This is a genomic window from Blautia sp. Marseille-P2398, from assembly GCF_964240315.1.
Lineage (GTDB): Bacteria > Bacillota > Clostridia > Lachnospirales > Lachnospiraceae > Blautia_A > Blautia_A wexlerae.
In genome coordinates this window covers 70860-86636 of the sequence record NZ_CAXSTD010000017.1, presented here as the reverse complement: position 1 = coordinate 86636, position 15777 = coordinate 70860, and the positions used below count along the sequence as shown (strand labels likewise).

The 15777-nt window shown below is 41.1% G+C and carries 8 protein-coding genes and 1 tRNA gene; 1 reads left to right on the top strand and 8 read right to left on the bottom strand.

What is annotated here, in order from left to right; genetic code table 11:
- The 8 genes from ACESZG_RS16530 to ACESZG_RS16495 form a co-directional block, all read right to left on the bottom strand.
- A tRNA-Val gene (locus ACESZG_RS16530) sits at nt 1–72 on the bottom strand.
- Nucleotides 73–487: 415 nt separating this feature from the next.
- Nucleotides 488–4462, bottom strand: a complete 3975-nt coding sequence (locus tag ACESZG_RS16525; protein ID WP_368211119.1) for a leucine-rich repeat domain-containing protein — start codon at nt 4460–4462, stop codon at nt 488–490.
- 201 nt (nt 4463–4663) lie between these two features.
- Nucleotides 4664–9289, bottom strand: coding sequence for an Ig-like domain-containing protein (locus ACESZG_RS16520; protein WP_368211118.1), 4626 nt, complete (start codon nt 9287–9289; stop codon nt 4664–4666).
- Between the two features lie 101 nt (nt 9290–9390).
- A complete protein-coding gene (locus ACESZG_RS16515) occupies nt 9391–9798 on the bottom strand; it encodes a hypothetical protein (protein WP_118613768.1) in 408 nt (135 codons plus the stop codon).
- Nucleotides 9799–10002: 204 nt separating this feature from the next.
- Nucleotides 10003–11976: a protein kinase gene (locus ACESZG_RS16510; protein WP_368211117.1), complete on the bottom strand. Its 1974-nt coding sequence runs from the start codon at nt 11974–11976 to the stop codon at nt 10003–10005.
- 406 nt (nt 11977–12382) lie between these two features.
- Nucleotides 12383–13309: a MetQ/NlpA family ABC transporter substrate-binding protein gene (locus tag ACESZG_RS16505; RefSeq protein WP_173698612.1), complete on the bottom strand. Its 927-nt coding sequence runs from the start codon at nt 13307–13309 to the stop codon at nt 12383–12385.
- Between the two features lie 71 nt (nt 13310–13380).
- On the bottom strand, nt 13381–14040 hold the full coding sequence (locus ACESZG_RS16500; protein WP_055201246.1) for a methionine ABC transporter permease: 660 nt from the start codon (nt 14038–14040) through the stop codon (nt 13381–13383).
- Entirely contained in the window at nt 14027–15082 is a 1056-nt protein-coding gene (locus ACESZG_RS16495; RefSeq protein ID WP_022380854.1) for a methionine ABC transporter ATP-binding protein, read from the bottom strand. The genes ACESZG_RS16500 and ACESZG_RS16495 overlap by 14 nt, the downstream gene beginning before the upstream one ends.
- 221 nt (nt 15083–15303) lie before the next feature.
- On the opposite strand from ACESZG_RS16495, the gene ACESZG_RS16490 reads away from it, so the two are divergent.
- Nucleotides 15304–15636, top strand: a complete 333-nt coding sequence (locus ACESZG_RS16490; RefSeq protein ID WP_173705255.1) for a hypothetical protein — start codon at nt 15304–15306, stop codon at nt 15634–15636.
- Nucleotides 15637–15777: the final 141 nt, after the last annotated feature.

The window sequence follows — 15777 nt, the reverse complement described above, 5'->3', positions numbered from 1 at the left end:
GGAACCTATAGGGCTCGAACCTATGACCCTCTGCTTGTAAGGCAGATGCTCTCCCAGCTGAGCTAAGATTCCATATTGTGCTTGTTTCAGGCGGCTTATTTGTTGTCCGCTCCGTAACTTGCTTTGCTATTATATAATGGATTTTGTCGGATGTCAACACCTTTTTTGAAACTTTTTTAATTTTTTTTATTTTTTTAATTATTCGTACATTTTAAAGCATTCCTGACACAAAAAAGCTCAGAAACACAAGACAAATGGGCAAGTTCCTACTTACTACTTACTACTTACCGCTTATTGCTTTTCGCAACCTTCGCATGAGACGGGCTTACTTGATTCGGTTAAAATGAAACCCGGAAATAGAATTGCTCATGACACCAACTTTATTTCCGGGTTTCTATTTCAGGAACTATCTTTTTATGTGAGGCAGAAATTTTTATCCGTTCTGCCTCTATATGACTTTAACTATATAATTTTTTATTCTGGCTTCTTATTTTGTAATCTTCACAGAACTCTTCTGTCCTTTGCCTTTCAGAAGTTTCTGGTATACACTTAATTTTGCTGCCGGAACTTTGATCACTGCTTTTGCAGAGATTCCCTTAAATGCAGAAGAGCCAACCGCTTTTAAGACATTTGAACTGATTGTTATGGATGTCAGCGCTTTGCATCCGCTAAATGCCTCTTTGCCAATTGTAGTAACCTTAGCGCCAATTTTTACGCTCTTCAGTTTTGTGCATCCTGCAAATGCTTTATTTCCGATTGCAGTTACCTGGAATGTGTATCCATTGATCTTGACTGTTGCAGGTATGGAAACACTTGTCAGAGTTTTCTTAGCCGGTGCATACACACTTACTGTTCCGTTTTTATATGCAGATTTGGTTACCTTGTATTTCAGGTTTCCTGCTGTATAGACTTTACCCTTTGCCGGAATTGCTGCAATTTCGAAATCTTTTGTTGTTGTACCAACATATTTACCCTTACCTTTAATGATCACAGATGCTTCAGAGCCGGCTTTAGTATTGTTTGCATAGGAAACTGTGTAGTCTGTTCCTTTTTTCAGCTTCTTTCCGTTTAAGGTTACTGTTACAGACGGTGTGACTGCCTTACCTGCGTAGATCTGGGTTTTAATATCAGAAATCTGTGCAGATGCAATACTGCCCGCAGAAGTCTCCGCTGTTCTGAAGTATGCTTTTGTCTTTATCTGTTTCCACTCGTCATTTTCATTACGCCAATAACTTACCAGACGTTTATCTCCGTCAATTGCATAATCTTCCCACTCGCCATTCTCTTTTTCAGGCACAGATAAGATAATACTTGATTCTTCTTTATCTGGTAATGCAAATTCAACAGACATGAACTCCAATATGTTCTTCTCATCCAGTTTCTTATCTACCGTTGCCAGACAGATTTTCTCATTTTTATAAACTACAGGATAATCTCCCCACCAGCTCTTTCCATCTTCATTATAGTGATATGTCTCAGAGAAACAATCTTCTGTAAAGCAGGCATTGGCTTTTCCGGCTCTCTGTTCATCACAGGTGATCAGATTCATTCCTCTTTCCAGATCTCTCTCGCTTCCATCTCCAAGTGTATGCATATAAGTACCCAGGTTCAGTTCACCTGCAAAGTAAACTTCTGCTGATAAAGAGCCATTTTTTCCTGTAAATATGTGCAAATTATCCCTTACATCAAATTTTGTACAGTCAATCTCTCCCAGTTTCAGATAAGATCCAGGTTCTGCATAAAGTTCGCAATTTGGATTCAGAGATGCATTCTCAAAGCTCAGGTATCCGGCAACTACCAGTTTGTTGCCACCTTCCTCTTCACTTTCCATCAGCAGGTTTTTGCAGTTTAAGTTTTTAACCGCTGCTTTTGTGATTTCCAGTGTATTTGCAGTTACATTTGTGTTCAGTCTTGTATCCAGAAGCTCTGTGGTTCCTTCACCTGTGATCGTGAGATTATCTCCTCTTACAAGCATATTCATCAGGACAACTTTCTTTCCTGCCGGAACATTAACAGAAGAAAGTTTGATTGGAACCCATCTGTTTGTATCTGTTTTTTCATCATGCTGTACAGGTCCTGCATACTTCACTGCATTTACCCCATCCGGTACGGTAAGTGTGCCAGTAATCTCTGCTTTCTGACCAATATGTACGATGTAATAGCCTTCTGCGTTGTTCTTTTTCTGATATGCAGCCAGATATCTGGAAGCCTGTCCGGTACTTGGCAATGCGCCCAGCCATGAAAGACCTTCTTCAGAAAATTCACGTTTTCCATATGCATCCAAAAGTTCCTGTGCAGACTGTCCTTCCATACTCTGACAAATCTCAATGTCAACAGCATTGCCTTCATTGCACCATGTTTTTCCATCCATATCCAGGTCATAACCATTATCAGGTGCATGAACCTGTACTCTGTTTATCATGTCAATAATATCGCTGTCTGACATATCAAATTTCACACTCTGGAAGCCGGTTCCCGGATTAATCATTTCCCAGTCTTCCCCATTAGTATCGAATGTCTTGAAATATCTGATTGCCAGTGTATATGGAGCAGTCCAGTGATCGCCTTCTTCATTACTGAAATCTCCGGTTCCCCAGTCAAATATTTTATGGAAGGTTACTATTCTGGAAGCATCTTTTCCCTCAATATTAATTCCTACCGGGAACTGCTCATTTGCATCACTGCCGGTATCATTATAAATATTATAGAATTCAGCTGCTCCTCTGAGATTCAGGCTTCCGCACTGTTTTCCGAAATGTACATTCTCCACACCGGAAAGTCCGCCCAACTGTGAATCCTGAATAAATGTCACTGTATCATTTGCTCCGGTACCTTTTAAAGTTCCCTGGATAACAGAATCCTGAATCTGTACAACGCCATCTCCACTGACAGATAATCCACTGTCTACAATTGCGTGAGCCAGTTTCACTGTCTGTCCTTCTTTTGTTTTAACAGAACCAATCTTTTTTATCGGATACTGTGTATGAGTATCTGTTTTTTCATCATAATCACTTGGTCCCCAGAAAGATACGCCTTTAACACCAGACGGAATATCAATCGTATCTACAGAAGCAGCTTTAGGCAGATCAATGGTATAATAACCTGCTGTCTGATTCTTCTGGTCAGATTCTATCACCTGCATCATCTGGTTTACATCTGAAGTACTTCCAAGGAAATAATCTGCATTATCCGGATACTCAAAATCCCATATTCTATGATTTTCAAAGATCTCCTGTGCAGTAAAACCACCGGCATCCTGATATCTGTAAATTCTGTACAGCTTATTCTCATTACGATTCCATATTTTTCCATCCAGGCTTAACTCAGGATCATAGCTTTCCTGTGGAATATAAAGTCGGTCACTCAGCTTAACAATATCTTCCAGAGGCATATCAAATGTCACTGCCTGACTTCCGGATGAAAGTTTCACCTCCGACCATTCCTCTTCTTCAAAAGACTTATTATAACCAATTCCCAGCGTATAATTGCCACTCCAGGAATCACCTTCTTCATTTTTAAATGTTCCTGTTCCCCAGTCGAATACTTTATGAAATACCGGCACTTTTTCCTTGCTGTATCCTTCAATCTCAATCCACACCGGAGATGCTGCTTCATCATGTCCGGTATCATTGTAAAGATTATAGAACTCTGATTTTCCTTTAATATTCAGATTCCAGCAGTCAAAGTGTACATTCTCTATTCCGGAAATACCACCGATCGTTGCATCTTCATGAAAGATTACTGTATCATCAGATCCGTTGCCCCTGATTTCTCCGTTCATATGAAGCTGTTTGAATGCAACTGTTCCTTTTCCTTCTTTGATTTCTATGGACTCTTTGTCATTTCCTACACCCCAGAATGTAATATTTCCATTTGGAGTAATGCTTCTAATCTTTACATCTCCGTCACCATAGCCTACAAATACATTCATTCCCTCAGGAACAACAATATCCTCTTCACCTTCCAGATCATGTGGTACAACCAGACAGTATCCAGTACTGTCTCCTTTCATACTCTTTAATGCCTCTGTGAGAGTTGTTTTCTCTATTGTCTGCATTTCAACATTCGGTCTGTCGTCATCTGTGCGCAGACAGGTATTAAACTGTCCCTCATCAATAAAAGCCACCTCATAGGTTCCGGTTCCCTGTGCTGCTGTTGCCGATTCTGTCTGTGCATCTGGTTCCTCAACAAACATATCCTGCTGTTCTTCTTCACCAGTCTCAAACTCAGAAATTTCTTCCCCTGATGTCCAGATGTCTTCTGTTATCCCTGCATTCTCAGCCTCTTCTGTCTCAGTTGCTACGTTTTCCGCTGCCGAATCTTCAGTTTCCGTCTGTTCCTGCATAGCTTCCACTGCTTCTTCCCCTGAAGAAAAATCTGCCCCCATAACAGCAACGCTCTCTGCTGCAGGTGTTATGCACATAAGTGCTGCCAGTAATAATGCGATTTGTTTTTTCTTCATACTCTTCCTCCTTTTTCAGACATGAAATTGATAGTGAGATACTATTTTAGACGTGCTTTAAACATGTTTCTATTATACTATGCAATATATACTTTTCGCAATTATTTTCTGTGTATTCTTTGTCATTTTTTCAGGATACAGAAAAAGGAGCAGTTACTCTCTGCTCCCTTCTTCTGTATTGCTTTTATTGTTTCAGGGAACTTACTTTTTCACTGTAATTTTACATGTTACGGTTCGTTTTCCTGATCTTATGGTGATCGTCACAGTTCCAGGTTTTAATCCTGTAACCACTCCTGTTTTACTTACCTTCGCAATTTCAGGATCAGAGCTTTCATAAGTAATCTTTTCTCCGCTGGTAATCGGTTCCAGTACTGGTTTCAGTTTTAAGGTTTTTCCTTTTTTCAGAGTTGCCTTTTTCGCAATTATATTGATTGCTGTTGTTTTTACTGTTGATGCCTGTACCTTAACCTCGAGAGTCTTTACCATACCACTCGCAAAAGTAATGGTGATCCTTACTGTTCCAGTCTGCTTCTGTGCTGTGATCGTGCAGGTTCCGTCTTTTTTGCCGGATACTTTTGCAATATTAGGATTGCTGGACTTCCAGGATTTTACATAATCACCCTTTGCCATTCCTGTGATCTTAAAGGCTGTTGTTTTCTGTTTTTTCTTCAATTTCAGAGACTTGACATTCTGTGTTGCCTTTGGTGTCAGTTTCTCTCCTTTTGTGCGGGTCTGTGTCTTTTTACATGTAGTGCATGTGCGTTCCTGAACTTTTGCCTTGAACACAGTAGCTGCACTCTTGGTTTTCCACGCACCCCATTTATGTTTCAGTGCAGGGATAATTTCTGTCTTTGTTTCTTTACATACTGTACAGGTACATGTTTTAACTCCATCTTCTGTACAGGTGGCCTTCTTTGTAACAGCTCCTTCATCCCATTTATGCTCACCGGCTGCTTTGACTATTTCTGTATAGGTGCTTCCACAGTCTGTACAAGTATATGTTTTAATTCCATCAGTACCGCAGGTCGGTTCTTTTGTGACAACTCCGCTGTTCCAACTGTGTCCGTAAGCTCCAAGCGTTTCCTGCCATGTATAGCCGCAGGTCTCACACCTGTAATTTACATATCCGCTGCTGCCGCAGGACGGCCATACTCTGCCGGTTTCTTTGGCTATATGATTACAACGGACAACTGTATAAACTTTTGTTGCAACCCTCTCTCCGTTTTTCACATATCTTACTGGTATATCATACCAGAATGCAGCGCCCGGTTCCAGGACAGATGCATCTGATCTGACGCTTATCACAAGAGTATTATCTTTTTTTATAGCGACATTTAAATCACCATTTTTAAAATCTTCTTCATCGATTTCAAATTTTCCCTCTGTATCCCGCTTTCCTGATGGATTTTTGATTCCATAAACAATAGCCTGAAGATTGATTTTCTCTTCTTTTCCATCAGACTGAAGATAAAGTTCTTCCTGATTCTTCGGCTCGATCACATAATAACGACCTGTTACGGAAATGTCCATTCCACTTTCTGTAATTACCTTTTCAGGATCATCAGGAGATATGGCTCTGATTCCGATCCATGTATAACCACGTTCTTCCGGATTTGCGGTGACTGTACCATCTTCTTTGATGCTGATTAGATCAGTATCATATCCATAATACTCTAATTTATAGTCTTTTCCTGCTGTAAGCGTGGTTTCCTCTCTCTTTCCATCTTTATCAGCACTTAAACGCATTACCCTGGTTTCAATTTTGGTTGATTCACCTGGCAGAATTTCCCCTGTATCAGAATTTCCTGTCAGACTGTTCTCCATCCAGGTAAATGAATCTACTGCTTCCAGTGTAACTGTAACCGGCTTCAATTTTTTTCCATCTTTATCTTCAAGAGAAAATGTTACTTCAACTATTCCCGGTTTTACAGCATGTATTTCAGTTCTGTCATCTTTCTCCACCTTTTCAAAAATACCGGATTCTGATAATTTTATATCTGTAACCTGTACTTCTGTTGTTTTTCCTTCCGGACAGCTTCCATCTTCTTCATAAAGTACCATCCGGATTTTTCCGGAATCGTCTTTATTATATCTTAAATATTCACCTTTTAATATTCTCCGATATTCCGGATTACCAGTCAAAGAGTAAACAGAATCCTGTATCCTGATTTCATTGTCACACTGTGCGATCATTTTTCCATCCACTGTCACGACAGCTTCAACCTGGAAATAGTCTGCACTATGGTCAGCATTTGCCTTCAGCACAGCCGTTGTTCCTGATTTTTTGATAGTTACAAGGTCTGACGCATCAACTTCTTCGCCTTCTTCGTTATATCTGTAAACCTTCCAGTCCACATTAAATATTTTATTTGAAAGGTCTAATTCCGGTTCTGTCTGAAGGGTAAGAGTCAGATCCTTATCTGTATATATCCGGGCATTGTTCCTATCACCATAGCTATATTTAAAATCCATGTCATAATGTACATCGTCGAACCAATAATATGCCTGATTTACCTCTTCCCAGTCACTTTCTCCCTCTTCATTCTGCAACTTTCTCTCAGCGATTACCTTCACAGAAGTTTCGTAGAAAGCAGTTCTTGTAAGTACCGGAAGTCCGCTCTGACCTTCTGGCAGTGAAGACTTCCAGGCGTCCTGGTTATATTCCACCCTGTAGCGAAATTCATCTTTTCCTAATGTTGTGTCTAAAATTTCGTCTTTATTTTCCCCGTCTGTTACTGTCAACTGGTGCGTCTGGATTCCACAATTACCAAGGTCTAACCTTTCACCGACATTTACATTTAAACGGTTTCCATCTTTGTCAGTAAGTTCATCAGGAGAAATATAGCAGATATTCTCCTCTACTCCTATATGGATGTTCTCTGTCAGTACAGTCTCTCCATTGACCACAAATTCCACCGGGATTTCTGTATCTCCGGTCTTATTATTTGCCTTTATCATAAGCTTATGTCCATCGACTGTTACTGAAACCAGATTTGTGTCCCATGCCGGAGTACCCTCTTTTTTCTCTGCAAGTTTAAGCTGATAATCTTTAATTTCTGTCTGATTCTGACCATCTTGTTCAATATCATATTGCTGATTATACAAAGATGTTGTCACTACAGTTTCCGTATTCGGCAGAATAATTCCAAAGCTTCCGCTTGTTGTACTGCTGTAATGATATTCAGAATAATATTTCTCATCCTTTACAGAAACGTGGAAAGTATAGGTTTTATCAGCCTTTTTTCCTTCTTCGCCTTCTTCACTTTTGCTTGTGTAATAACATAATGTGACTTCAAATTCTCCTGTCTTACCATTTCGGGCAGCCTGCAGATGATAACCATCCTCATCAGGAGAAACAGTCAGCACACCATCCGGTCCCTCTGCCTTTACATCTGTAACATGGGCATAGATCTCTGTTCCCCACGGATTCTTCTCATCACGTTGCCATCCATAGTATACAGGATTGATATTCATTCCCCATCCCGGAAGAAGAGTCTCAGATCCCGGAAAATTAATATCTTCCACTGCTTCATTTACCCAAAGTGCGGTTCCGGTTCTTGTTACTTCTTTTCCCTCCTTGCTTACTGTTGCAGTAATGCTCAGACGGAGATTTGTGTTTGTAAAGTCATAGCCCTTCTTTGCACTTAAAGTAATAGTGTCGTTGATGATTCCATTTCCAGATGAATCGGTTGAATAATCTACACAGTCTACCGGAATCATGTTTTCTTCATCATTGTTATCTACATACTGTTCAACTTTCCAGTCTACCGTGAATCCTTTCAGATCACTGACAGATCCTTCTGCCGGGACTACGGTGAGAGTTAATGGCTTTACATTTTCTCCATAGAGAAAAACGTCGTTCTCTCTGCTTCCATAACTGAAGTTCAGATCTGATCGGTAATCTATATCATAAATCCAGAATTGTGTTTCAGAAACTTCATACCCTTCGCCTGTTTCCTTATTCTGTTTCAATGCACGAATCTTAAACTCGGAAGAATCATTTTCTTTCCTTTTTAATACAGGAAGTCCATTATCTTTTATCTCTGTTTCTTCCCATATATTTTCATCATATTCCACTTCATAATATACGTCCGTATCTTCTGTTCCTTCTGTATTTTCAGCATTATAATATGAAGTTTTTATGCCATACGAAGATAAATCCAGTTCATCTCCCAGATCAACTATGACTCCTCCTGATTCCAGTTCATCATTCATTTTTATGATATGATAACTGTCTCTGACAGATATGTATACATCTTCTTCAGCAACTTCTTTGTCACCAACCAAAATACTTATCGGAATATCTCCAAAATTATCCCTATCTGGATCTAATTCCTCTTTCCCTTTGGCAGTTATAATCAGATTTCTGCCATCCTCGCTTACCTTTGCTGAGACAAAGCTATTTTCATAAAGCGTTTCCGAATCACCTTTCAGCTTTATCTGATAGCTGCCTTCATAGTTATCACGACTTTCATTTCCATCTTCATCTGTATGAATCTGGTACAAATCCACACCTACTGTTACCGTATGTCCCGGAAGTAAATCTGTAGCTCCGGTACTATAGTTCAGTCCGACTTCATATTTTAATTCCCCTGTCTCAACATTCTCGTCTGAAAATGCAGCCGCTTCCATATTCTGCTCTTCACCTGCAGAAAATACCGTTTCCTCAGAATCAAAGTCAGATACCTCTTCCGTTGTTTCTTCCTGCTGTGTCTGTTCAATCGCTGTACCATCTGTAAAATCAGCTCCCCAGACAACCGCACCTTCTGCCATTGGTGATACACTAAGTACCAGTGATAACAGCAACGCAATCTGTTTTCTCTTCATACGTAAAACCCTCCTTTTTCTGGATTAGAATTTTTATACACTGCCAGCTTCATTTTTAGCAGCGTTCAGAATCCCTTCAGGGATATCTTTCTTCTTATATTTTACAGTAAAACCTCTTCCTCAATTTCATCCAAAAAACTATTCATCTGTTCAAGCGTCATTTTTTCTTCCAGTCCGTAAATAATCGCTGCGTCATAGCGCACACGCGGATAAAGCCTGGGCTTCTGACCGATATCCAGAAGCCTTTGTGTATCCGCCAGATTAAGAGAAAGGAGAAACGCACACTGCAGCAGTATTTTCCTTGTAGGGATCCGCTGACCGCCAAACAGCTTTCGTGCATAGGATTCTTCCAGATTCAGTTTTCGCACAATGTCTTTCTTTTTCATTCCACGCTCTTCGATCAGATGCTCAAGATAAAGACCCACCTCTACCTTGTTTCCACGTTCTCTTGCAAAATATGCGGCACCCTCCTCTTTTATCATCCCCATGATTTCATCTGTTTCTTTCATTTCTTCTCACACCTCTTTCCTGTTCATATCTCCTTCCTGCAAAAGCATACCTGGTGCGACATTTATTTCTTTGTCACTGTCTGCTGTCCGATAACTGCCGCGAATGTCAAACGCATCAAACGGATAAAATATTTAAAAAGCAGATATGATACTAGTAAGTGTACCATATCTGCCCATTTTAAGTCGGGACAAATTTGTCCCTTTTTATGTATAAATTTCAAAATCCGGGGAAGAATTCAGTTTCAGAATTTCCTGTTTCTGTTCTTCTGAACAACGTACCTCTTTCAGTCCTGTGCATTCAAGCAAAGGCTCATAGTTTTCAATTTCTGCATTGGAAATATCTATTGTCTGCAAACTCTCTGCTCCTGTGATGGGGCTCAGATCTGTCACCAGACTGAAGCTCACTGACAAGAAGTTCAGGGAAGGAAACTGCTCAATTCCCTCCAGCGAAGAGATCTGTGTTGTAAATGCAAGGGTATCCAGCTCCTCCATTCCTTTCAACGGCTTCAGGTTCTCCAGTTCCGTACTGTCTCCCCACATGAATAATGCCTTTAAGGTACTCAACTTTGAAAGAGTTTCTGCTGCTGCCTCATTGATATCACACATACACAGCGTATCCAGTTTTTCCATCTCTGCCAATGGTTCAAATATATTGTTTTTTATTTCTGCATTACTCATATCCAGGTAATCCAGCTTCAGATTTTTCAAAAAATTTATATCATTCAGATTCATCCCCTGTATATTTAACCGGGAAATACTGATGCATTCTCCAACCGGTGACAGGTCCTCTGCCGGATTCTCCATAATACAGAGAATATCCAGATCTATCAGGTTTGGAAGTACAGAGAAATCTGTGATCATATTTTTGCTCAGATAGAGCTTTTTCAGTGGAAGCTCCTTTAACCCGGAGATATCTTCAATCTCCTGATTGCACAGCGCAAGCTCCTCCAGATTTGTCATCTGTGCCAGATCCGAAAGATTCTTAATATCTCCCCGCACAGAACCAAAGCTGCTGTCCTTTCCATTCACATGATGCCCTTCACCCCAGAAAGTATCTTCGTCCTCAAGAATTTCCTTTCCTACAATGCGCAGCTTCCTCACATCCTCCAGCATGGAAGCAGTTATGGTATCTGTCTCAGAAAGGTTCAATTCCTTACGGACTGCTTTTTCTATTAACGCTTCTTTAAATACTACAGGGTTGTTTTGAGATTGTTCTACATTCTGAACCTGTTCCGGGTTCTGAGTCTTTTCTGCAGTCTGTTCCGTTTCCTCATCCTGAGTTTCCGCTGTTGTCTGCAATACTTCTGCTGCATTCTGATCTGTCGCAGCTATTCTTTCATTTTTGGTCGCTGTCATACCAGGAAAAAGAAACGCCAGTATATAGCCGGCTGCTATCAGTCCGACTGCTACACCAGTTTTTTTCCATAGGATTTTCCTGCTGTTTTTCTGACATTTTTCTATCGCCCTGCTCAGTTCTGATGCATCTGTATATCTTTTATCAGGCTCAAATGAACAGGCTTTTTCTATTACTTTCTTCATTTTCCTGCTGATGTTACATTCAGAAAGCTGATCCATTTCATAGCTCTCTGAAACCATATACAGCATTGTCTGTCCGATGGCATACACATCTGTGCGCTGGTCTGTCTGTGTATAACCATACTGTTCTGGTGCTGCAGTCCCTCTGGTCCCCACTACAAAGGTATCACGGGATCCATCTTTTTTGTAACTGCGCATAGTGCCGAAATCAATAAATACTGCTTCACCGCCGGGCGTGATCACAATATTCTCCGGTTTGATATCACGGTGTATCATGAGATTATCCGGATTCTGAAACTGCTCTGCTGTTCTGCATATCTTCCTGCTGATCCTGCAGATTTCCGTTTCCGGTATTTCGCCTTTCTGCAGAACCATCTGAGCCAGAGGTGTTCCCTCTATATATTCTCTTACCAGATATACTTCTCTGTTTTCTTCAAATATCCTGTACGCCTTTGGAATCCCGGACAACTTCCTGTCTGCCAGTTTTTCCAGAATTTCCATCTCATTGCGTAGCAATTCTGCCTGCATGTTCCGTCCCCATTTCAGCACACACAGGATTCCGGCAACTGTCTCTTTCACCAAAAATGTTGCGGAATCTTCATTTTCCTTCAGACATTCATATACTGTCCAGTGCTCTTTCATTTCTATCGGAAGATAATCCTTCCATATCTGTTTTTTTTCATACGCTCCTCCCGCTTTATAGCAATCCTCGTAAATAATGCATTTAAGACAGTTCAGCAGAGTGCGAAAGACAAGGAAGATATTTGCAGGCGTGCTGACGCACGGCAAAGATATCTGACGCCGGATTTCACACTCTGATGAGCTGGATTAAGATGCATTATTTTAGAGGATTGCTATAGTATAGGCCGATAAAATTTTCCCGGAGTTGTTATCATTGTATCAATTCCATAATGATCCAGATAGCCTGCAGTATTTTGTAGAGTTACTATAGATTGTAACAGAAACTACAGGAAAAAACTACAAAAGATTCCCTCTTCAGTTTTACCTGAAAAAGGAATCTCTTGTTATCTGTCATTATTATCTGTTATTATTCAGCATCTTCTGCTGCTTCCGTTGTTTCTGCATTTTCTTCTGCGGCATCATCTTTTGTTTCGTCTTTGCTGTCTGCTTCTTCTGCATCAGCTTCTTCAGTGTCTGCGCTGTCATCAAAAGGAATTACAGCACCGTCATATTTTTCATTGATGAAGTCTTTGATCTCATCAGATTTCAGTACATCAACCAGAGCTTTGATCTTGTCGCTGTTTTCGTTGCCTTCTTTGACTGCGATCACGTTTACATAGGTTTTCGCTGCTTCAGAATCAGATTTCTCATATGCAAGTGCATCTTTCCCTACTGAGAATCCTGCTTCCAGAGCATAGTTTCCGTTTAATACCACATAAGCAGTCTCGCCTGTAACACGTGCTACCTGTGCTGCTTCCAGTTCTACGATTTCTACATTGTGAGGATTCTCTGCAATATCCTTAACAGTTGCATTTAATCCTGCACCATCTTTCAGTGTGATGATTCCGTTATCCTGGAGAAGAAGAAGTGCTCTTGCTTCGTTTGTGGTATCATTTGGTACTGCGATGGAATCTCCGTCTTCCAGATCATCCAGGCTGTCTTTTGTTCCGGGATAGATTCCGAATGGCTCATAGTGAATACCACCTGCATTTACAAGGTGTGTACCCTTCTCTTCATTAAACTGATCCAGATATGGGATATGCTGGAAGTAGTTTGCATCGAACTCACCGCTCTCTACAACCTCGTTTGGTCTTACATAATCATCAAATACAGTAACTTCAAGGTCATATCCTTCTTTCTCAAGAAGCGGTTTTGCCTCCTCAAGGATCTCTGCGTGAGGTGTTGCAGATGCTGCAACTGTGATGGTCTTGTCATCATCCTTTGCATAAACACCTGTGCTTAATGTTCCTGCTACCAGTACTCCTGTTAAAACTGCTGCCACTAATTTTTTCATAATAACTGTCCTCCTGAATTTTATATTTTAACTTTTTTCATAACCATTTTATAAGCAATGATTTCTTATAACTACTTTCTTCTGTCAATCTTATTTGCGATCAGCATTCCCACTGACTGAAAAATCTGTACCAGTACCACCAGTAGGATAACTGTAATGATCATAATATCTGACTGATATCTGTAATATCCATAGCGGATGGCGATATCTCCAAGTCCGCCTCCTCCTACTGCGCCGGACATGGCTGAATAACCAAGGATCGTTCCGATCGCAATCGTCGCTCCTGTGATCAGTGAAGTTCTGGCTTCTACCAGAAGAACCTTCACGATGATTCTCATATTACTTGCACCCATAGCTCTGGCTGCCTCGATCACACCTGCATCTACCTCTTTAATAGAAGATTCCACCATTCGTGCGATAAAAGGAATGGCAGCCACTACCAGAGGAACTACTGTTGCTGTTGATCCATAGCTCTTTCCCACCACTGCTCTGGTAAAAGGAATCAGCAGAATCAGTAAGATCAAAAATGGAATACTTCTCACAATATTTGCAATTGCATCCAGTATCTTATACAACACTGCATTTGGCTTCAGTCCCTCTTTATCAGACACTGCCAGCAGCACTCCCATCGGGAGTCCGAACAGGTATCCCAGAACTGTGGAAAGAACTGTCATGTAAAGTGTTTCTCCCACACCCTGGACAATCATCATTATTGTCTCATGATCCCACATATCCTGTCACCTCCCCGATTGCTAACCCTTTTTCTTTCAGATACTGTTTCATCATTTCTGTTCTGGTACTGCCCTCCATAAACTCCAGTATCATCTCTCCCTTGGCTACACCACCTACATTCTTGGTATCTGCCTTCAGGATATTTACCGGTTCTCCGAATGTAAGGATCAGATTTGCGATCACAGGCTCAAAAGCTGAGTTCTCGGAGAATACGATTCGTATCTTCTCACCGCTTTTAATCTCTGCCTGTCCTTTTTCCCTGCCGGCATCCAGTCTGCTGTCTGCGTCGATATCGGAGCCTGTATCCTTTCGGATCAGTTCTTTGGCAACCTCTGACTGAGGATTTGCAAAAATATCTGCTACAAGTCCTTTCTCAACCACTTCGCCCTCATACATGATCGCCACATGTGTACAGATTTCACGCACAACCGACATCTGATGAGTAATGATCACTATAGTAATTCCAAACTGCTTATTAATCTTTTTCAGCAATTCCAGAATAGAAGAAGTAGTCTGCGGGTCCAGTGCACTGGTAGCCTCATCACAAAGTAAGATCTTCGGATCCGATGCAAGTGCTCTTGCAATGGCAACCCTCTGCTTCTGACCACCGGAAAGCTGTGCCGGATAAGCATTCTGTCTGTCTCCCAGACCAACGATTTCCAAAAGCTCTGCCGCTCTCTTTCTGGCTTCCGCTTTCTTCTTTCCTTTAATATAAAGTGGAAAACAGACATTATCGATCACTGACTTCTGCATCAGCAGATTGAAATGCTGGAAGATCATACCGATTTCTTCCCTCTGCTTCCTCAATTCCTTCTCTGTCAAATCTCCAAGAGCCTTCCCATCTATCAGAACCCGGCCCTCTGTGGGAACCTCCAGAAAATTCATACATCGTACCAATGTACTCTTACCTGCCCCTGACATACCGATAATCCCATATATATCACCGGAATCGATATTCAGGTTCACATCCTTCAAAGCCTCGACCACGCCATCTTTCGTGTCAAAAGACTTCCGGACCTTCTCAATCACAATCCCAGACATCTCATTCTCCCTCTCTCTTATTCCCCGCTCCGTTGAGCATGAACATACTATACCACTACACTTCCAAATATGCCAATTCATAATATCTAGCACCAGCTATAGTTTAAAACTATATTTTTATCGCTTTACCACATTAAATTCTATATCTCCTGGATTTATTCAATTATCTTTGTGAGAATAACCTGCTGAACTACGAAGATTTTCAGAAGCATATCGCAGATATGGACGGTTCCGTTGCCTCCGCCCGGGACAAGATTGATGAAATCGGCCAGCAGATACAAACGAAACAACTGATCAAAAAACAATGCTCCGCTTACCGCGCTTCCAGGGAAATCGTAGAAAATGAAAAAAATACCCAAAACCCTGCCCTCTATCGCGGACAACATCAGAAAGAGTATGAGCTTCACACTACCAGCAAAGAGACCCTGAAGGAGCTCGGCGTAAAGGCTCTGCCAAAGCCGGAAAAACTGGACGCACAGATTGAAAAATTAGAAGCTGAACAGGCCACCGCCCAAGACGAATGGAAAAACTCCGGAAACAGCAGGATATCCTGAACATCGTTATCAAGAATTTTGATCAGCTGCTGAATAATGATAATATCCATCTTCACTCTGAAAATGTTGAGGAGCAGATACTGTCTGCGCCTGATATTTCCCAGAACCAGGAGACGCTTCATCCAGCATTTGCTTCAAGAA